At 57.7% G+C, this 18,472-nt stretch carries 15 protein-coding genes; 10 read left to right on the forward strand and 5 right to left on the reverse strand.

Features of this window, described 5'->3' with window-relative positions; all coding sequences use genetic code 11:
• Window positions 1-153: 153 nt before the first annotated feature.
• The 3 genes from SH661x_RS05755 (at window position 154) to SH661x_RS05765 (ending at window position 6,502) form a co-directional block, all read left to right on the forward strand.
• Window positions 154-1,431, forward strand: a complete 1,278-nt coding sequence (locus SH661x_RS05755) for an adenylosuccinate synthase (RefSeq protein ID WP_437228910.1) — start codon at window positions 154-156, stop codon at window positions 1,429-1,431.
• An 89-nt stretch (window positions 1,432-1,520) separates the two neighbouring features.
• Complete coding sequence (metH, locus tag SH661x_RS05760; protein WP_437228912.1) at window positions 1,521-5,222, forward strand: methionine synthase; 3,702 nt, start codon at window positions 1,521-1,523, stop codon at window positions 5,220-5,222.
• A gap of 620 nt (window positions 5,223-5,842) precedes the next feature.
• A complete protein-coding gene (locus SH661x_RS05765; protein ID WP_437228914.1) occupies window positions 5,843-6,502 on the forward strand; it encodes a response regulator in 660 nt (219 codons plus the stop codon).
• A 116-nt stretch (window positions 6,503-6,618) separates the two neighbouring features.
• Here the strand turns inward: SH661x_RS05765 and SH661x_RS05770 are convergent, their stop codons facing one another.
• From SH661x_RS05770 to SH661x_RS05785, 4 genes are read right to left on the reverse strand one after another with little or no spacing between them, the layout of a single operon-like run.
• Window positions 6,619-7,575, reverse strand: coding sequence for a hypothetical protein (locus tag SH661x_RS05770; RefSeq protein ID WP_437228916.1), 957 nt, complete (start codon window positions 7,573-7,575; stop codon window positions 6,619-6,621).
• A complete protein-coding gene (locus SH661x_RS05775) occupies window positions 7,572-8,093 on the reverse strand; it encodes an ExbD/TolR family protein (RefSeq protein WP_437228918.1) in 522 nt (173 codons plus the stop codon). Before SH661x_RS05775 ends, SH661x_RS05770 begins: the two co-directional genes overlap by 4 nt.
• On the reverse strand, window positions 8,090-8,554 hold the full coding sequence (locus tag SH661x_RS05780; protein ID WP_437228920.1) for an ExbD/TolR family protein: 465 nt from the start codon (window positions 8,552-8,554) through the stop codon (window positions 8,090-8,092). The genes SH661x_RS05775 and SH661x_RS05780 overlap by 4 nt, the downstream gene beginning before the upstream one ends.
• 44 nt (window positions 8,555-8,598) lie before the next feature.
• Complete coding sequence (locus tag SH661x_RS05785; protein WP_437228922.1) at window positions 8,599-9,462, reverse strand: MotA/TolQ/ExbB proton channel family protein; 864 nt, start codon at window positions 9,460-9,462, stop codon at window positions 8,599-8,601.
• Between the two features lie 423 nt (window positions 9,463-9,885).
• Here SH661x_RS05785 and SH661x_RS05790 point away from each other — a divergent pair, with 423 nt between their 5' ends.
• The 7 genes from SH661x_RS05790 (at window position 9,886) to SH661x_RS05820 (ending at window position 17,881) form a co-directional block, all read left to right on the forward strand.
• The gene (locus SH661x_RS05790; protein WP_437228924.1) at window positions 9,886-10,449 is read left to right on the forward strand and encodes a sigma-70 family RNA polymerase sigma factor; all 564 of its coding nucleotides are present in this window, start codon (window positions 9,886-9,888) and stop codon (window positions 10,447-10,449) included.
• Window positions 10,450-10,451: 2 nt separating this feature from the next.
• Complete coding sequence (locus SH661x_RS05795; RefSeq protein ID WP_437228926.1) at window positions 10,452-11,807, forward strand: FecR domain-containing protein; 1,356 nt, start codon at window positions 10,452-10,454, stop codon at window positions 11,805-11,807.
• 35 nt (window positions 11,808-11,842) lie between these two features.
• Entirely contained in the window at window positions 11,843-12,832 is a 990-nt protein-coding gene (locus tag SH661x_RS05800; protein ID WP_437228928.1) for a DUF1559 family PulG-like putative transporter, read from the forward strand.
• A 26-nt stretch (window positions 12,833-12,858) separates the two neighbouring features.
• Complete coding sequence (locus SH661x_RS05805; protein ID WP_437228930.1) at window positions 12,859-13,257, forward strand: carboxypeptidase regulatory-like domain-containing protein; 399 nt, start codon at window positions 12,859-12,861, stop codon at window positions 13,255-13,257.
• Between the two features lie 91 nt (window positions 13,258-13,348).
• The gene (locus SH661x_RS05810; RefSeq protein ID WP_437228932.1) at window positions 13,349-15,199 is read left to right on the forward strand and encodes a DUF1592 domain-containing protein; all 1,851 of its coding nucleotides are present in this window, start codon (window positions 13,349-13,351) and stop codon (window positions 15,197-15,199) included.
• The gene (locus SH661x_RS05815; RefSeq protein WP_437228934.1) at window positions 15,199-16,659 is read left to right on the forward strand and encodes a DUF1552 domain-containing protein; all 1,461 of its coding nucleotides are present in this window, start codon (window positions 15,199-15,201) and stop codon (window positions 16,657-16,659) included. Before SH661x_RS05810 ends, SH661x_RS05815 begins: the two co-directional genes overlap by 1 nt.
• 391 nt (window positions 16,660-17,050) lie before the next feature.
• A complete protein-coding gene (locus tag SH661x_RS05820) occupies window positions 17,051-17,881 on the forward strand; it encodes a WD40/YVTN/BNR-like repeat-containing protein (RefSeq protein ID WP_437228936.1) in 831 nt (276 codons plus the stop codon).
• Window positions 17,882-18,029: 148 nt separating this feature from the next.
• Here SH661x_RS05820 and SH661x_RS05825 read toward each other — a convergent pair whose 3' ends face one another.
• The gene (locus SH661x_RS05825) at window positions 18,030-18,290 is read right to left on the reverse strand and encodes a hypothetical protein (RefSeq protein ID WP_437228938.1); all 261 of its coding nucleotides are present in this window, start codon (window positions 18,288-18,290) and stop codon (window positions 18,030-18,032) included.
• Window positions 18,291-18,472 lie beyond the last annotated feature (182 nt).

The raw sequence follows: 18,472 nt of genomic DNA on the forward strand, positions 1-18,472 counted from the left end.
GCGAGAATTCACCCGGATTCGATCCAATTTTGGCTGGGCGCTCTACATTCGTTCAGGGGCCTGCTACACTCGCTCCCCGTGCATTTCGTTCGAGGATTCTCGCAACGGAACGCGGGAAAAGCGCTGTATGTGGCTTGAGTTTGGGATTGTGCGATGTCGGTGACTGCGGTGGTTGGGCTGCAATGGGGAGATGAGGCCAAAGGAAAAATCGTCGACCTGCTGACGGATCAACATGAAGTGGTCTGTCGTTATCTGGGTGGCAACAACGCTGGCCACACCGTGATGTTTGGCGGCAAGACCTACAAACTCTCGATGCTTCCCGCAGGAATTCTGCGTCCGGGGGTCACTTCGGTGATCGCCAACGGCGTGGTCATCAACCCCAAAGCCCTGCTGGCGGAACTGGAACGAATCCGCTCACAGGGGGTCGACGTCGGGACGCTTCTGATCAGCGATCGGGCTCACGTGATCTTCCCGTATCATTTGGTCGAAGAAGCGGGGCTGGAGAAGTTCCGCGGTGCCAAGGCGATCGGAACGACGATGCGCGGGATCGGCACCTGCTACCGGGACAAGATCGGCCGCACGCATGCCATCCGCCTGGGAGATCTGTATCGCCCGGAGATGTTCCGGGAGCGGCTGGAAGAAGTCGTTCCGCAGAAGCGGCTGATCATCCAGGCCCTCGACCCCTCGGCCGAAATCCCCTCCGCACAGGAAATCTATGAAGAGTACATGCAGTACGCGGATCAGCTGCGGCAGCATGTGACCGATACGACCTCCTTCCTGCACCGTGTTCTCAAAGAAGGAAAGAGTCTGCTGTTTGAAGGGGCGCAGGGAAGCCTGCTGGATATCGACCATGGGTCTTTCCCCTACGTGACTTCGTCGAACAGTTCCGGGTGCGGCATTCACGCCGGCAGCGGAGTTCCCGAGCGAGCGATCGACCGGATGATCGGTGTGGTGAAAGCCTATACCACTCGCGTGGGGGGCGGACCGTGCCCGACCGAACTGGATAACGAAATCGGCCATCACATCCGTGAAGAAGGTCACGAGTACGGCACCGTCACCGGGCGACCCCGCCGCTGCGGGTGGTTTGATGCCGTCGCCACCGGACATGGCGCCCGCATCTCCGGCATCGACTGCATTGCCATCATGCTTCTGGATGTGCTCAGCAAGCTGGATGAAGTCAAAATCTGCGAAGCCTATGAGATTGACGGCGAACGCACGACCGACTTCCCGAGTCATATCGATGATCTGGCGAAGGCGAAGCCGGTTTACAGAACGTTGCCCGGCTGGAAGAAGGACATCACTGGCGTTCGGAAAATGCAGGATTTCCCGAAGGAAGCCCGGCAGTACATCGACAGCGTTTCCGAGCTGCTGGAGTCTGAAGTCGGCTTCGTGTCGATCGGCCCGGACCGCGAGCAGACTGTCGTACTGTAACCGAGCGCTGTCGCAAGGAATCGCTAACAACCGCACAGCAGTCTGTGCGGTTATGCGTTTGAGTCAAACGAAAAACGAGACATTGAGATATGAGTTCCACTGAAGAGACGCTGCGAGAAATCCTCTCCAACCGCATTCTGCTCCTGGATGGAGCAATGGGGTCGATGATCCATCAGTATCATCCGACCGAGGCGGATTATCGCGGCACGCTCTTCGCGAACCATTCGTGCGATCTGCTCAACGCCAGCGACGTCCTCGTGCTCACCCAGCCGAAGATGATTCAGGAGATTCACCGCAAATATCTGGAAGCGGGCTCTGACATCATCGAGACCAACACGTTCGGTGCGACGTCGCTGATGCTGGAGGAGTTTCACCTTCCCGGGTACGCACGGGAGATGAACCGCGTGGGGGTCGAGCTGGCTCGGCAGGTCTGCGATGAATTCACCCGTAATAACCCGGACAAGCCCCGTTTCGTCGCCGGCAGCATGGGACCAACGAAGTTTCAGCTGTCCTACAACGCCGAGAAGCCGGGATACCGCCCGGTCACCTATGAGCAGATGGTCGCTTCCTATGCCGAACAGGTGCACGGGATGCTCGATGGCGGCGTCGATCTTCTGCTGCCGGAAACGTCGTTCGACACGCTGAACATGAAGGCGGCGCTGTTCGCCATTCATCAGGTGTTTCAGGAGCGGAATACGAGCGTTCCGGTGATCTGTTCCGGGACGATTTTCAATGGCGGTCGCACCTTGACGATGCAGACGCTGGAGGCGTTCCTGGTGTCGGTCGAGCACTTCCCGCTCTTCGCGGTCGGATTGAACTGCGCACTGGGCCCCAAGCAGATGCGGAACTATGTCGAGCAGGTGAGCAACTGGGCCAACTGCTACGTCAGCTGTTATCCCAACGCCGGCCTGCCGGACGGGATGGGCGGCTTCGACTCCAACCCGCAGGAGTTTTCGCAGGTCATCCGCGAGTTCGCTTCGCAGGGCTGGGTGAATATCGTCGGGGGTTGCTGCGGCACGACTCCGGAGTTCATTCATGCTGCTTCGAAAGCGGTTGCTGATCTCCCGCCTCGCAAGCTGGTGAAACATCCCCGCAACAGCACCTACAGCGGGGCCGAACTGTGTGAACTTCGCCCCGATTCGAATTTCATGATGATTGGCGAACGAACCAACGTGACCGGGTCACGGAAGTTCGCCCGCTTGATTAAGGAAAAGAAGTACGACGAGGCGTTGCAGATTGCCGTCGAGCAGGTGGCCGGCGGAGCCAACGTCATCGACGTGAACATGGATGAAGGGCTTCTCGACAGCAAGGTCGAGATGGTGCACTTCGTCAATCTGCTGTCGGACGAACCGAACGTCAGCAGCGTGCCGGTCATGATCGACAGCTCGAAATTCGAGGTGATCGAAGCGGGTCTGCAATGCCTGGCGGGGAAGGGGATCGTCAACTCGATCAGCCTGAAGGAAGGGGAGGAAAAGTTCCTCGAGCAGGCTCGCATTGTGCGCAGCTACGGGGCTGCGGTCGTGGTCATGGCGTTCGATGAAGAAGGTCAGGCGGTGCTGGCGGACGACAAGGTCCGGATCTGCAAGCGCGCCTTCAAGTTGTTGACGGAGAAAGTCGGCTTCCCCGCGGAAGACATCATTTTCGACTCGAACATCCTCACGGTCGCCACGGGGATGGAAGAACACAACAACTACGCGGTCGAATTCTTTGAAGCGGTTCGCCGGATTAAAGAAGAATGTCCGGGAGCACGGACCTCCGGCGGGGTGAGCAACGTTTCGTTCTCCTTCCGGGGGAACGATGTCGTTCGTGAAGCGATGAATGCCTGCTTCCTGTACCACGCCATCAAGGCGGGGCTGGACATGGGAATCGTCAATGCCGGTCAGCTGGAAGTGTATGATGAAGTCGAGCCGGAACTGCGGGACTACATTGAAGACGTGCTGCTGAATCGTCGTCCGGATGCAACCGACCGACTTCTCGCCTATGCCGATGAGATCAAAGCCCGCTCGGCGTCACGGGGCGGAGCACAGGCTGCTGAAGAGGTGGCTGCTTGGCGAAACGACACCGTCGAAGCCCGGCTTGCACATGCCCTGCTGAAGGGAATCGATACTTATATTGAAGAAGACACGGAAGAGGCCCGCGTCAAATACGGCCGACCGCTCAACGTCATTCAGGGTCCGTTGATGGACGGAATGAAGGTGGTGGGGGAACTCTTCGGGGCTGGAAAGATGTTCCTGCCGCAGGTGGTGAAGTCTGCCCGCGTCATGAAGAAATCGGTGGCCTACCTCGAACCGTTCATGGAGGCCGAGAAAGAAGCGGCCGGAGAAACGGCTGTTTCAACGAAGTCGACACGCGGAACGATCGTCCTGGCGACCGTCAAAGGGGACGTCCACGATATCGGAAAGAATATCGTGGGGGTGGTCCTGCGGTGCAATAACTTCGAAGTGATCGATCTGGGGGTCATGGTCCCCTGCGAGAAAATTCTCGCAGCGGCCCGCGAGCATCAGGCGGACATCATCGGTCTTTCGGGGCTCATCACTCCCTCGCTGGAGGAGATGATTCACGTTGCGAAAGAAAAGCAGCGGGAAGGATTCAAGACTCCGCTCCTCATCGGTGGAGCAACGACCAGTGCCCGGCATACAGCGGTCAAAATCGCTCCGCATTACGCCGAGCCGACTATGCACGTGATCGATGCGTCACTGGCTGTGCCGGCGGTGGAATCGTTGCTCGATCCGGATTCGAAAGGTGCTTACGTCGCAAAAGTACGCCAGCAGCAGGAGCAGGAACGAGAACGTTTCACCAGCCGTCAGGAACGGGATCTCGTCTCGTTCGAGCAGGCCTGTGCACGCCGATTCACCTCGGACTGGGCAACGCTCGATTTGCCTCAACCCCGGCAGTTCGGCACCGTCACGCTGCGGGATTTCGACATTGAAAAACTGGTTCCGTACATCGACTGGTCCCCGTTCTTCATGACGTGGGAGATGAAAGGGAAATACCCCCGGATCTTCGACGATCCGCAGGTCGGAACCGAAGCGAAGAAACTCTTTGATGACGCCCAGGCGATCCTCCGCCGGTGCATCGATGAGAAGCTCCTCACCGCCCATGCAGTCTACGGCTTCTGGCCCGCCAACTCAGACGGGGAGGATATCATCGTCTGGGCCGATGAAAGCCGGGCCCAGGAACTGACCCGCTTCCCGATGCTGCGACAGCAATGGGAACGGGTCGGGCAAAAGGATTTCCGTTCACTGGCGGATTACATTGCTCCGCTCGATTCCGGGCGGACCGATTCCATCGGAGCGTTCGCGGTGACAACCGGGTTCGGCTGTGATGAACTGGCAGCCGAGTACAGTGCCCGTCATGACGAATACAATTCGATCATGGTCAAAGCGATTGCCGACCGGCTGGCGGAAGCGTTCGCCGAGTACCTGCATGAACATGTCCGCCGCGAGGTCTGGGGCTACGAGCAGGCTGACGAGTTGACCAAGGAAGATCTGATTTCCGAGAAGTACCGGGGAATTCGGCCTGCATTCGGGTACCCGGCCTGCCCGGATCATCTTCCCAAGCGGCGTCTGTTCGACCTGCTGAAGGCGACCGAAATCACCGGGATTCAGCTGACGGAATCGTTTGCGATGTGGCCGGCTGCCTCTGTGAGCGGGTTGTATTTCGCCCATCCGCAGTCCCGTTACTTCTCGGTGGACCGTCTGACGAAGGATCAGGTGGAAGACTATGCCCGCAGGAGTGGCCTGAGCGTGGCGGAAATCGAGCGCTGGCTGGCCCCGAATCTCGGCTACTGAATCCGCTGCCAGTCCGCGAGGGGAACTCCAGCGTTCAGACGAGAAGCCGCAGCGGGCCAGTCGTGCACTTAGAGTGGCGATTTGCCACAAGTTCTGTGGTAGACTCGTTTTGCGTTTTCTGAGTTTCTATGCGGGGGAGCTTGGGTGGCATTGATTTCATGCGGAATTCCACCCCTACTTGCCGGAGGACACCCATCCAGAAGGGGTTGGGGGCCGGCGCCGGAGGAGGGCAGTGAGAATGCGGCGTTTTGAAGCAGATTCTTCTTTTCTGCCAGAAAAATCGAATATCCAGAAAAAAACCTCTATTTTTTTCAGGACCAGTCTAGACGGATTTACACAGTCCCCCAGAATATCGTCCACCCCTGTAGGAACGCGGGTTCTGCGGGAGTCCTTTGAATCTGATTTTGAGGACCCCAAGGGCACGTATTCCTCATGCCTGCCTGGATGTCGGGTTCGGCTGCCTGGCAGCTTGCCGAACAAGGGCGGTGGGGAACTCGAACCGGAAAGCCCCTTCTGATGACCTCATCGTTTTCCCAAGGGAACCATGCCGAAGTGCAACCCGGGCCAGTTCAATGCCACCGTGGGCGTTGTCGATCGCTATTGGTATGGAAAGGTTTGTCATGGACCCAGTAGGGCATCCGTGGAAGATTCTGATTGTCGATGATCATCCCCTGGTCCGCAAAGGAATGACCGCTCTCATTCAAGGGGAGAACGAGCTGCAGGTTGTCGGCGAGAGCGGCGAAATGGATGAGGCACTCCAGTTCGTCGATCAGCTGCGCCCCCATCTGGTGATCGTCGACATTTCGCTCAAATCAGGCAACGGCCTGGAGTTGATCAAACAACTTTCCTCCGCAGCGACCGGCGTCAAAATGCTGGTCTGTTCCATGCATGATGAATCTCTGTTTGCAGAACGGTGCCTGCGGGCGGGGGCGGGAGGATATCTGAATAAAGAAGCGGCCTGCACGTCGCTGCTGGATGCCATCCGGGCGGTTCTGGACGGCAAAACGTACGTCAGTCCGCAGCTCGCTGAACGCCTGTTGAACCGGATTGTCGGCGGTGGGGGAGATCAGCGGGCCCCGATCGAAACTCTGACCGATCGCGAACTCGAAGTCTTCGGGCTGATCGGGCATGGCCTCACCACCCGGCAGATCTCCGAACGGCTCCAGCTGAGCTACAAAACCATTGAAAGTTATCGCGAGAACATCAAGGCGAAACTCTCGCTGAAGAATGCAGCTGAACTGAACCGGCACGCGGTCCGCTGGGTTCTGGAGAAGGGTTGAGGATTGAGGGTTGAGGGTTGAGGGTTGAGGATTGAGGATTGAGGATTGAGGATTGAGGCGAAGCGACAAGCTGTCGGCTCACCCGATGGGATGGCAGGTCCCTGACGGAGCTGGGGTCAGGGGGAGGGCTTCTTCGGTTCTTCGCCTCCCTTTGCGAACCACGCCTCAGCATCGTCGTCGATGGCTGCAGACAGGCGTTCGCGGGACGCGGACTTGCGAGGTTTGTAGAGCAGGCGGGCGCCGACCAGCAGCACCAGCACGATGGCTCCCACGATCAGTCCCTGCCAGAACTCGGAGCGGGACTGCTTGGGATCCTTTAACAGCGAAGGAGCCGGCGGGAGTGCCCGGATCTTTCCCACCAGCAGCGGGGCGCCCCGTTTGGCGTCGGATGCTTCGTATCCCAGCACCTTCATGAAGTAGCCGGTGAAGACCGCTTCCGCACCGACGTCCGCTCCTTCTGGAATCGAAGGGGGAAGGTCGCTGGTGATCACCACGTACGGATGCCCGCGGGATTCATCAGTGACTCCCCACAGCTCGTACACACGCTTGACCCCCGCAGAGTTCTCCGGGGCCTCGTGAGAGAGGACACGGCGAATGTGCAGCCGCAGCGTGAAGAGTTTGCCGCGAGACTTGTCTGCCCGCTCCCAGAATTCGGTGAAGAAGGGAGCTTTCTTGGCGCGGGCTTCCATCTCGGACATCGGTTGAGCCCGGGCCCACTTGAAGAGTCGCCAGTACACCGGCATCTCTTCAATTTCCATCGGAATTTTGTCCCGCACGTTGCGGAACAGTTCCGTGACGGCAGCCAGTTCTTCCGGGTCCTGATCGGTCGGGTTGGGGACCAGCGTCTCCTGGACTTGAGCCGCTTCGGGTGCGGCGCTGGCGGGGGGAATTTCTTCCTTGGTGGCCCCGTGGGCGTGATTCTCGAGCCAGGACCATGTTTCCGGGCGGCGGGTGTGGGCAATCATGAAGCCCAGCAGGACCAGCACGCAGATCATCGTCACGAGTCGGCGTGATTCTCTGGCAGGGGGGATGAACGTCCGGCCCCTGCGGTTTGAATAACGATGTCCGGTCATTTCGTTTTCAATTCCACGAAACTGAGTTTCTCCAGCGGTGTCCCCTCGGGAGTTTTCTGCTTCGAGCAGGTCACCATGATGGCGAGAAACGTTTCGTAATCGAGTAACGGATCCACGTGCAGCTGAACGGCGTCAAATGCTCCAGCAGGTGTCGCTAATAGATTTTCGAGTTCCGTGTTCAATAAGGCAAGCCCCCCCTGGTCAATGGGGCCTCTCAGGAGCGGCCGCGCCCCGAAAACCAGATCCTTCAGTTTCCCGTCCGGGCTGGCGTGCAGCGTGAGCACCAGAGTTCCTGTTCCGGGAACGACGCTGCCATCTCCGCCGCCCGTGCCTGCGGCTGGTCGAGCCTGCATGTTGGTGACGGCAATCGGGGGTGGCAGGTTCAGAGCGATCTGACCTTCAATCGGAGAAGGACGGAACGTCAGAATGAAAAACGTCAGCAGCTGGAACGCCATGTCCAGCATGGCTGCCAGGTTCAGTTCGACTTCTTCGTGGCCTTTTTTGCGTCGTCTTCTCATGCTCCGGACTCTTCCATGTTGAAGGCCTTCAGCGAGAACTTCCGGAAGCCGCGGGACTGGCATTCCGTGAAGACGCGATTGATATCCTTGAATGAGACCCCTTTATCGGCCCGAATGACCACAGTGGTCGGCAGCTCGACGTTTGGGTCCTTCTGTTCCGCGACAGGGAGCTTCATGCGGGAACTGCGGGCTTCCTTGTTCAGGAAGTTGTCCAGCGGGGTGACCGTGCCGTACACCAGCAGCTGTCCCTGCGAATCGATATTCAGAACGAGAATGTCTTCCACTCCCTGAGTGTCCAGCGGCTGGGCCGAGCCGATGATGGGTAACTTCAGGGAGAGATCCAGCGAAGCCGATTTGAAATTGATCACCAGCATGAAGAAGGTGATCAGCTGGAACACCATGTCCAGCATGGGAGTCAAATTCGGCTCGGCGCGATTGTCGGTACTGACGCTGCCGCTCATGGGGTTTTTCCATCGGGGAAAGGGACGAAGTCACAGGACGACAACTATTCAGCTGCTTCCTGACCTTCCGCCTGTCCCTTGCCTCGGTACATGGCATTCAGCCGCCGGATGAACACGTCAGCCATGTGCATGGCGTCGGTGCTGTAGGTTGAAACGCGGTTGCGGAAGAACGCGAAGAAGTAAATCGCGGGGACGGAGAGACCCACCCCTTCGAACGTCAGCAGCAACGCTTCCGAAATCCCTCCGGCCACTTCACTGGCCTTCAGCTGCGTGTCCGACAATGCGATCACGCTGAAGCTTCCGATCATCCCCTTGAGCGTACCGAGCAGACCGATCATGGGCCCCAGGGTCCCCAGCACGGCCATCATGCTGATGTCTTTTTCCATTTTGACGACATGCACTTCCGCCTGTCGGTCCATGGCTTCCCGGGCTTCCGGCAATCCGTACTGCAGTTCCGCCATGCCGGTGGTGAGCAGGTTTCCGAGCATGGATTCGTCGGCTTTAGCGACTCGATAGATCCCCTGGAAATCGCGGGCTTTCAGCAGGGCTTCGCACTCTTCCAGCAGTGCGGGCGGGGCGATGTTCTGCTGGCGGAGTCCCATGAACTGTTGGAAAACCAGGGCGACGAAGTAAATCGACAGGAGCAGGATGACCCCCCCAATCCAGCCGGAGGACTCGATGATCCAGCTCAGAAAGCTGCGTTGATGGCTTTCTGCGTCTTCGCCGCCAGCACCGGCCGGGGGTGGGGCGGGGGGCGGAACTTCGGCAGCGGCTGCAGGCGGGGCAGTCGCTGTGGCGGCTCCATCTTCCTGAGCGTGGGCGGTTCCAGTCATGTTCCCCAGCCAACTCCACAACAACGCACTGCAGAAGCAGATGACCGCAGCCAGTTTCATCGAACGAGAAAACATGCTTGAACCTTTTGGAAGACGATGGCCCGCGAGCGGGGTCAAAGATTGAACGGGATCAGTTTCCCCCTGAATAGGCGGAGGACTCAAACGGCTGTGGGTGAAGGATTTCAACCGGTGTTTCCCGCGAGATTGCCTGGTGGGAAGCAGGGGACGGCTCGCGACGCAATCACAATAAAGATTTTCTATGCAAGTTCTCAACTGAAAACGTGGCTGCACTTCCTGAAATCCTCAAACGACGCGAAGGCTCGAAGGAGCCTGGGTTTGTTCAATCACCACGTCCGCGGCCAAAGTGTGCTCGCTGCTTTTTGAAGATTTTCGGAAATCCACCAAAGTAGTTGAACCGGAAACGCATCATCCCGGCATTATATCTTCTGGATCAATTTCACATGAGTGTGTGCCGATTCGTTTCCGGGCAGAATTTTAATGTCCAAGTTCATACTAGATAAAGACTTCTGTGCGGGTGCTGTGGATTCCTCGCGAGAATCGGACTTCCTGCGTCAACTGGCACTCGCTTACCACGAGATCTACGCGACCGGTTTGACCATCGTCGGGAATCGCGATGATGCGGATGACGTAATCCAGGAGGTTTGCGTCGTTCTGTGGCAGCGTTACGACGAATTCGACCCTGACACAAATTTCCGCAAGTGGGCCTACACAGTCACGTTCAACGTTGCCAAAGCGTATGCCCGGAAGCGTCGGCGAAATCGGGGCTTCGGGCTCAGTGATTACGCTTTGATGAAGGTCGCTCAGATGAAGACGGGGGGAAGCGAGCTGTTCGAACTGCAATGCGAAGTCCTCCGCGAATGCATGGAGAAGTTGCCGGATCAGGATCGTGAATTTCTCTCCTCGTGCTACCGCAATTCCGTTTCCCTGACGGCCTATGCCCGGGAGCTGGGGCGCTCTGTGGAGACGATTTACACCAAGTTGAAGCGACTTCGCCGCAGGCTTTCCGAGTGCGTCGCCCGCAGCCTGGGAAAGGGGGACTGATCATGGATGTCTTTCCGACCCCGGCGGATGAAGTTCGCTCGCTCGCGGACGCCATGTACGATGGACGAATCGACCGTCACCGGATGGATCGCCTCGAATCGTTGATTGTGAATGACCTGGGCTGTCTGCAGGTCTATGTCGAGCGGATGACCTTTCATGGCGAACTGCTTCGAAATTCGGAAGTTCGCACCCCTGAGCAGGCAGCCATGGCTGTGCTGAAGGAGTTCTCGCAGGCAATCCGGCTGCGGGAACGGCGGGCCTGGCTCACGCAGCTCTGGGTCTACAGTGCCATGGTGGCGTCGTTGATGCTCGTCGTCGGGTCAACGCTGTATCTGACGAATGCATTTCAACCTGCTTCCATGGGGGTGGTCTCCAGCTTGTCGGCAGGTCTCCGCGTGCAGAATTCGTCGATGGATCTGGGGCAGGTCGTTCGCCGGGGCGAAGCGATCCGCGTGGATGCCGGGATTGTCAGTCTGCAGCTGTCCAACGTTCTCGTCGATGTGCTGGGACCCGCTTGCGTTCGACTGGAAAAGTCGGGAAAGATGTTTCTGGATCAGGGGACAGTTCTGGCCAAGATACTCCCTGGAGGTGAAGGTTTTACGGTCACGACTCCTGATGTTCAGGTGGTCGACCTGGGGACCGAATTTCTGGTCAAATACGAAGTCGGCTCGGGGACCGACGTGAGCGTCCGTCAGGGACGTGCTCAGGCTTCCTTACTCGACTGGCGAGGTAAGCCAACGAAAGTGATCGAGCTGACGGACAATCGGTCGGCCCAGTTCCAGGGGTCGACGCAATCCGCCCGCGAGGTCGAGTACCAGTTGCAGGCGTTCGCGCCGATTGATCGCAGCCGGGCAGGGATCCGCAGTATCGATGGCACGCTGCGAACCGCAACGCGGTCTTATGTTGCTCTGTTTAGTGGTCAGGTTCAGACTCCCAATCACATGCTCGTGATCCCGGAATTGCAGGAGGTCCGTCTCAGCGAGGATCTGGAAGTGATGGGAATCGAAGGTCGAAAACGGATTCCCGCAGGAACGACGATCAGCAGTTATCTGATTCATTATGACCCGACAACGATGGTGACGACAGCGCCCCGGGGAGGGGTGACGTTTTTCGGCGAAGTTGCCGCCGTCATCGCCAGTTCGGACGGGCTGCAGGCCACCGACCCTCTTCTGGGTCTCCCGGGTGTGCGATTCGAGTCGGCACGGTTTCGTGGGCTGGAACTGGATGAAGACGAAGTTCATGTTTCCAAGGATCGCCGCACGGTCTCGTTCTATTGCGGGGTGAATCCCGGCGAGCATCTGGATGAAGCTCGTGTTCTAGTGATCTCAGGACCGGCGCCCGGCGCACCTGCGGAGTGATGCATTTTTTAGGCTTAGTTTAAAGGAGGATTATTATGCCCAGTCGCCTTTCACGCGTACGAGGCTTTACCCTGATTGAGTTGCTGGTCGTGATTGCGATTATCGCGGTTCTGGTCGCGCTGCTGCTCCCGGCAGTTCAGCAGGCCCGAGAGGCTGCCCGTCGATCGCAGTGTAAAAATAATTTAAAGCAGATTGGACTGGCGCTGCACAATTACCACGATGTGCACGGCATTTTTCCGCCAGCGGCGGTGAATCCGGGGTGCGATACCTGTGCTGAGCCGAATGTTCGCAATATCACAATTCATTTGATGCTGCTCCCGTTTCTCGATCAGGCCAATCTTTATGGTCAGTTGAATTTTTCTTATGCGGTGGGTCTGGCCAATGATATGAATAACAGTGCGAATCATGTGACCGTGACTTCACAGGTAACCAGTAATATGAATGCGATTAAAAAGAAGAGGCTGGCGGTCTTTGATTGCCCCTCTGATCAGGGGGCTCGATTGGGGACGTGGCAGTACGTGAATGCCACCGCCTGGGAATCCGGGCAGTACAATATCGATTACGCCCGGTCCAGCTACACGGTTGCGTCGAACAACTGGCATGAAGGGAATAATCCGAATCTCCGTTGGGGAGCGTCCAGTAACATTCACCCGACCGCGGGGTACCCGTTGCGTCCAGCGTTTGGATACAACGGTGCCGCACGTGTTCGCGATATTACCGACGGCACGAGCAATAATCTGATGCTTGTCGAGCATGTCATAGACCAGGCCAGTTGTAAGAACTGCGGTCCATTCTGGGGAACGTACACGCAGGGATTCTGGATGAAAATGCAGCGTGGCATCAATTCACCCTATTCCGCTACAGACCTGCGGCCTGCCCATTGGACTGCCAGCAGCATGCACGAGGGTGGCTGTCATGGTGTGTTCGGGGATGGATCGGTCCGATTTTTAAGTGAGAACACAAACCTCGCAACACTTCAGAATATCGCCAGCATCGCGGACGGACAGCCGCTGGGAGAGTTCTAATGAATTTGCTGAGTTGGAGTCAAAAGATGCGGTCACGGTGTGGATTCGTCAGTGTGGAGTGTCTCGCTGTGCTGGCCCTGCTGGCAGCAGGGTGTTCAACCGGGCCAGCAATGAGCGAAGTGACCGGAGTCGTGCAGGTGAATGGAAAACCTCTGGAAGGAATAGTTGTCGAATTTTCTCCGGTGGACGGGAGTATTGGGGCTTCCCGGACGGTGACCGATTCGGATGGCAGATTCAGAATGAGGTTCAACCGTCAGAAGACCGGTGTCATCGTCGGCACTCACAGGGTGCGGTTCGCCGAAGGGGATTCGAAGGCGAAGTTCGATCTTGTTCCGGGCCGATATCAGGGACAGGACAGTGGGGTCATTGCGGAAGTGACAGCTGCCGGTCCGAACGAGTTCACGTTCGACTTGAATGACGGTTGAGGGGCCGTCGTGCTCGATGCTCCGTACCAGGACCAACGTCGGCGGGGTTCTTCTCACACGCTCTCTGTTTTGACATCGTAGAAAGACATTCTTGTCTCTGCTGGCAGCGGTCTTCCTGTTTTTGTTGCTGGTCTGTCCTGCCATGGCGGACGAGCAGACTCATGCAATATTCAGGTCGCACTGCATTCAGTGCCACAGCCAAACAGAGTCCAATGGGAACGTTGATCTGGAGAGTGTTCATCGCCTTCCGACATTGAAGGCCAAGTATGCTGTCTGGAAGAAAGTCATTGAGCAGGTCAGCGCCGGAACAATGCCGCCCGAGACCGAATCGCCGCTCACCAGCGAAGAAAAACAACTGCTGCTGGATTGGTACGCGAAGACATTCGACACCAGCACAAAGCCGGATCCCGGACCGCCACTCACCCGCCAGCTGACGCGGACTGAATATGTGCAGACCATTCAGGATCTGCTGCGGATTCGTTTCAATGCAGCGGAAGCTGTCGGGCTTCCCAATGAGAACTCCGGCGGAGTCTTTGCGAATCGTGCGGGCGGTCAGGTTTTCGATTCCAACCTGATGGAGAAATACTTTTCCGCTGCGGACATCACACTGGAATACCTGTTCACTCATGAGGATGCCGTTTCTGCCCGAGAGCAGTTGATGTCAGCGGGTGGTGAAGGTTCGGCTCGCGGCAAGCCGGAAGTCAGACTCGTGCTGGCCCCGTTCCTGAAGCGTGCGTTTCGTCGTCCCGTGTCTGAAGCGGAGGTGGAGCGGTTTGCCCTGCTCGCCGATATTTCCCTGGATGCGGGAGAAAGCTTTGAGAGCTCGCTGCAGAGATCGATGAAGCCCGTGCTGGTCTCGCCTCATTTCCTCTTGCGAATCGAACAAAGTCCGACGAATCCCGGTGAGGTGATTCGTGTCAGCGAGCACGAACTGGCAACGCGTCTCTCCTACTTCCTGTGGGGGACGATGCCTGATGATGAACTGACTTCGCTCGCGGATGCCGGGACGCTCAGTCAGCCGGACATTCTGGAAAAGCAGACGAGACGGCTCCTTCAGGACCCCCGGGCAGTCTCATTGACAACGGAGCTGCTTGAGACATGGTTGCAGCTTCCATCGCTCGGGAAAGCACTCCCGAATCAGAATCACTTTCCGACGTTCACACGTTCTCTGCGCGAAGCGATGGGGCAGGAGACACATCGCTTTTGCGAGCACATGAGAACTGAAGATCGCAGTATTCTGGACTTTCTGAACGCTGATTACACCTTCGTCAACGCGGAGCTTGCGAAGCACTATCGTTTGAGTCCGGTGAAGGGAAAAGAGTTTGTCAAAGTTCACTTGCGACCTGAGGATCACCGAGGCGGAGTACTCGGAATGGGGAGCGTGCTGACAATGACGTCCCATTCAGATCGCACCAAACCGACAGCCCGCGGGAAGTGGATTCTCGAAGTTCTGCTGGGAACGCCGCCTCCACCTCCCCCAGCAAATGCAGGCAACTTCGCTCCGGCGGACAAGAACCGGCCCGAACCCAAGACATTTCGCGAAAAACTGGGCCAGCACGCCAGCGATCCCAACTGCGTTGCCTGCCACCGTCGCGTCGACCCCATGGGATTCGCTCTGGAGAATTTCGACGCCATCGGAAACTGGCGTGATTCGACTCCGGAATCGCGGATTGACAACGCTGCCACACTTCCTGGGGTGGGCGATTTCGAAGGGGTCGAAGGTCTCCGCAAAGTTTTGCAGGACAAGCAGCCGCAGTTCGTGCGGAATCTCGTGGCTCAGACACTGAGTTACGCCCTGGGACGAGAAGTGAGCTACTACGACGAACCGACCATTCAACAGATCACCACTGATCTGCAGGCGAACGACTACCGATTTTCCACGCTCATTCTGGGAGTGGTGAAAAGCCTGCCGTTCCAGTACCGCAAAGCAGAGGAACCTTAATGCTCCCATTCTCATCGGCCCCGTTGAGCCGTCGTTCATTCCTCAGGGGGGCAGGAGTCCTGGCTGCTTTGCCGTTCCTCGAAACGCTCTCGCCGACCATCTTGCGCGGGGCGATGAAGGTTCCGGTCGCACCCCCGATTCGATTCGGCGTTTACACCGTCACCGGAGGGACGGTCGCTGAGTCGTGGGTCCCCAAAGAGACCGGAGCGCTGGGAAAACTCCCCTCGATTCTCAGGCCGCTGGAACCGCACAAAAGTGAGATCCTCGTCCTCTCCAATCTGGCAAACTCCGGCAAAGCGGATGGGACGCTCGATGGTCACTACCATTGTGCCTACGTGCATCTGACCGGAGCGGAAATCGTTGGCAAGGTTGACGGCAAACCGGTTGTGAGCCAGTCCGTCGACCAGCGGGCGGCCGATCTTCTGGCGGATCAGAGCCTGATTCCGTCGTTGCAGATGGGGTATGCCGGCGGTGAGATGGCTTATTTCTTCGATCGGAACGGGCGGCCCGTTTCTGTCGAGCGCGACCCGCTGATCGCCTTCGAAAGAATGTTCAAAGGGCGATCGCTGGTGGCACCCAATTGGGAGAGACGCGCGAGCCATCAGCCCGACCCGGCTTCGTCAAAATCGCCCAGAGGCTTCGAGGAACAGGTGGTGGATCTGGTTCTGGAAGATGCCAGACGTCTGCAGCGTCAGCTCGGCTATGCCGATCAGGCCAAGCTTCAGGAGTATCTGGAATCGGTTTATAGCGTCGAGCGACGTGTGCGTCGGATGCAGGACCGAATTGCTGTGGAGATGCTGGACTTGAAGGATCCGGGGCCCTCGAGTCCACATGCTCCTGAAGGTCTTCCAGAAGATCGCAAGGGGGCCCAGCGGATGGTGCATGCGGTCACTCAAAACCCTGCTGTGCATGAAGAATACCTGACCATTATGGCCGACTTGATGGTCCTAGCCTTTCAGACAGATACCACGCGAGTCTGCAGCCTGGGCCTGGGGAGTGATGAAGCACTGTTTCCGGGAGTCGTGACGGTTGGATACGAGACCCATGCTCACACTCTGGAACATCATGGAAACTCGCTGCGGGTGGAAGATGCTGATCCTGTGGCGCGCGAGGGATGTCGGCAGATTCACACCTGGTATACGCGAAACTTCGCGAATGCAGTGGCGAAGATGAGAGCGATCGACGAAGGAGGGACCAGCCTGCTGGATAATACCGTCCTGCTTTATACGTCCTATATGGCCCATGGAGGTCACAGCCGATCGAACTATCCGGTGCTGCTGGCTGGTCGTGCTGGCGGGAAGTTCAAAACGGGGCAGCATCTGGCCTATCAGCCGGAGACGCCGGTGGCGAATCTTTATGTGGAGATTCTGGACCGCCTGGGCGACACCCGGGGCGAGTTTGGGAACAGCAGAGTCTCGGAGCACGCAGCCTACGACGGACGCCTGCCGGGGTTGGGTTGAGAGTTGAGAGTTGAGAGTTGAGAGTTGAGAGTTGAGAGTTGAGAGTTGAGAGTCGAGAGTCGAGAGTCGAGAGTCGAGAGTCGAGAGTCGAGAGTCGAGAGTCGAGAGTCGAGAGTCGAGAGTCGAGAGTCGAGAGTCGAGCAAAACGCTACGGCGTTTTGCTAACCCCTAACCCCTAACCCCTAACCCCTAACCCCTAACCCCTAACCCCTAACCCCTAACCCCTAACCCCTAACCCCTAACCCCTAACCCCTAACCCCTAACCCCTAACCCCTAACCCCTAACCCCTAACCCCTAACCCCTAACCCCTATGCCAAAAGATTCACCGCTCTCTGGACCTGTGTTCGTTGCTGTCGGAGAGAATAATCTTCGGGCCTTTTCGCGTGACGGGGTGACGTGGACTCATCAGGCGACGGGCTATGACCGGGTCCTGCTGTGGCAGGCCTGTTTCTTTGCGGGACGATGTGCTGCTGTCGGTCGCTACTGGGCGGATCACATCTGTATGTCGACCCGGGATGGGGTAGACTGGGATCGCACCAAGCTGGAAGTGAAGCCGGCGGGGACTCGCATGGAATGCATCGGAGTCGCAGAGGATCGCCTGCTCGGAGTCCGGCACATGGATGGCGGGATCCCTCATTTGATCGCTTCAGCGGATGGAATTCACTGGGATGAACCGCAGCCGATGTGGAAGGAGCAATATGCCATTCGACACGATGCTTTCGTGCGTCGCATGGTTCATGGAAACGGCCTGACAGTGGCTGTGGGGGATTACGGGATGCGGCTGGTGTCTACCGATCTCAAGACCTGGAAAGCAACGCCGAACGCCAAGGCGAAGGAGACCGTGATCGACGTTGCGTATGGAAACGGCGTCTTTGTTGGTGGCGGGCTGCACGGTCTGCGCATGCGCAGCGAAGATGGGTTGAAGTGGACGCACATCACTCCCGGAGAAGAAGGGGAGCACATCAATTCCATGGTCTTCGACGGAACACGGTTTTACGGGATTGGCCAGGGGGCGACGTACGTCTCGACCGACGGGATTGCCTGGGAACGAATTCCCAATGATCGTGCTCCGACCACGGCTGCATACGGCGGTGGCGTTTTCGTCGGTTCTGTCTGGCCCGGCAGAATGCTGCACTCGACGGATGCGGTTCGGTGGAAAGAGGGGCAGCAGTTGCCGCACCATGTCCTGGGGTTGAACCACGGGGAACTGGGGACCGCGTGAGAAGTTGGAAGAACTTTACGGCTGAGATTCGGAGATTCTCAAAACGCTTTTAGCTGCACACTTCAAGTGTGCAGCTAACCCTCGTCAGTCGGATTTTTTACGGACCGTTGCACCCCGTCTGATTGGGAATCGAGCGGCGGATGACGCGTCACCGTGCATTTTCATCGTCCTGCGGGTGTGATTCGAGGCCATACGTTCTGTTGTAGGGCGCGTTCTTGTCGAGTGTGACTTCCTCCAGGTCGCCCGGTGATCCGGTTCTTTCTCCGCGAGTCGGTTCGCCGTGATAATGTTCGATCGGCGCTCCCGGACCCGTGTGTCGGACCTCATCGCAAGGTCCAGCTGTGGCAGTGTTTTCGGGATGTGAGTCGGGGATCTTGTTGCCTGCTTGCTTGGCTGGTCGGCGTGCCATGAGGAGCTCCCTATAGACGATCGTTGAGTCACAATCTGCCTGCACATGCGTGAGTGAAGGCAATTCTCGTACCAAGTGTTTCCAATGACTCATGCTGACGATTTCTGAACCTTGTAGGCGGGCATTTCTGCTCCTGCGACACGGTGATCAGGTGGGTGATTTTCAAAAAAATCCAGAAAGTC

The sequence above is a fragment of the Planctomicrobium stercoris genome, from assembly GCF_051465655.1.
Taxonomy (GTDB): Bacteria; Planctomycetota; Planctomycetia; order Planctomycetales; family Planctomycetaceae; genus Planctomicrobium.

What these genes read in the sequence shown, in the direction of transcription:
- SH661x_RS05755 (WP_437228910.1), top strand. Translation starts at nt 154, where the DNA reads ATGTCGGTGACTGCGGTGGTTGGGCTGCAATGGGGAGATGAGGCCAAA.
- metH (WP_437228912.1), top strand. Translation starts at nt 1,521, where the DNA reads ATGAGTTCCACTGAAGAGACGCTGCGAGAAATCCTCTCCAACCGCATT.
- SH661x_RS05765 (WP_437228914.1), top strand. Translation starts at nt 5,843, where the DNA reads ATGGACCCAGTAGGGCATCCGTGGAAGATTCTGATTGTCGATGATCAT.
- SH661x_RS05770 (WP_437228916.1), bottom strand. Translation starts at nt 7,575, where the DNA reads ATGACCGGACATCGTTATTCAAACCGCAGGGGCCGGACGTTCATCCCC.
- SH661x_RS05775 (WP_437228918.1), bottom strand. Translation starts at nt 8,093, where the DNA reads ATGAGAAGACGACGCAAAAAAGGCCACGAAGAAGTCGAACTGAACCTG.
- SH661x_RS05780 (WP_437228920.1), bottom strand. Translation starts at nt 8,554, where the DNA reads ATGAGCGGCAGCGTCAGTACCGACAATCGCGCCGAGCCGAATTTGACT.
- SH661x_RS05785 (WP_437228922.1), bottom strand. Translation starts at nt 9,462, where the DNA reads ATGTTTTCTCGTTCGATGAAACTGGCTGCGGTCATCTGCTTCTGCAGT.
- SH661x_RS05790 (WP_437228924.1), top strand. Translation starts at nt 9,886, where the DNA reads ATGTCCAAGTTCATACTAGATAAAGACTTCTGTGCGGGTGCTGTGGAT.
- SH661x_RS05795 (WP_437228926.1), top strand. Translation starts at nt 10,452, where the DNA reads ATGGATGTCTTTCCGACCCCGGCGGATGAAGTTCGCTCGCTCGCGGAC.
- SH661x_RS05800 (WP_437228928.1), top strand. Translation starts at nt 11,843, where the DNA reads ATGCCCAGTCGCCTTTCACGCGTACGAGGCTTTACCCTGATTGAGTTG.
- SH661x_RS05805 (WP_437228930.1), top strand. Translation starts at nt 12,859, where the DNA reads ATGCGGTCACGGTGTGGATTCGTCAGTGTGGAGTGTCTCGCTGTGCTG.
- SH661x_RS05815 (WP_437228934.1), top strand. Translation starts at nt 15,199, where the DNA reads ATGCTCCCATTCTCATCGGCCCCGTTGAGCCGTCGTTCATTCCTCAGG.
- SH661x_RS05825 (WP_437228938.1), bottom strand. Translation starts at nt 18,290, where the DNA reads ATGGCACGCCGACCAGCCAAGCAAGCAGGCAACAAGATCCCCGACTCA.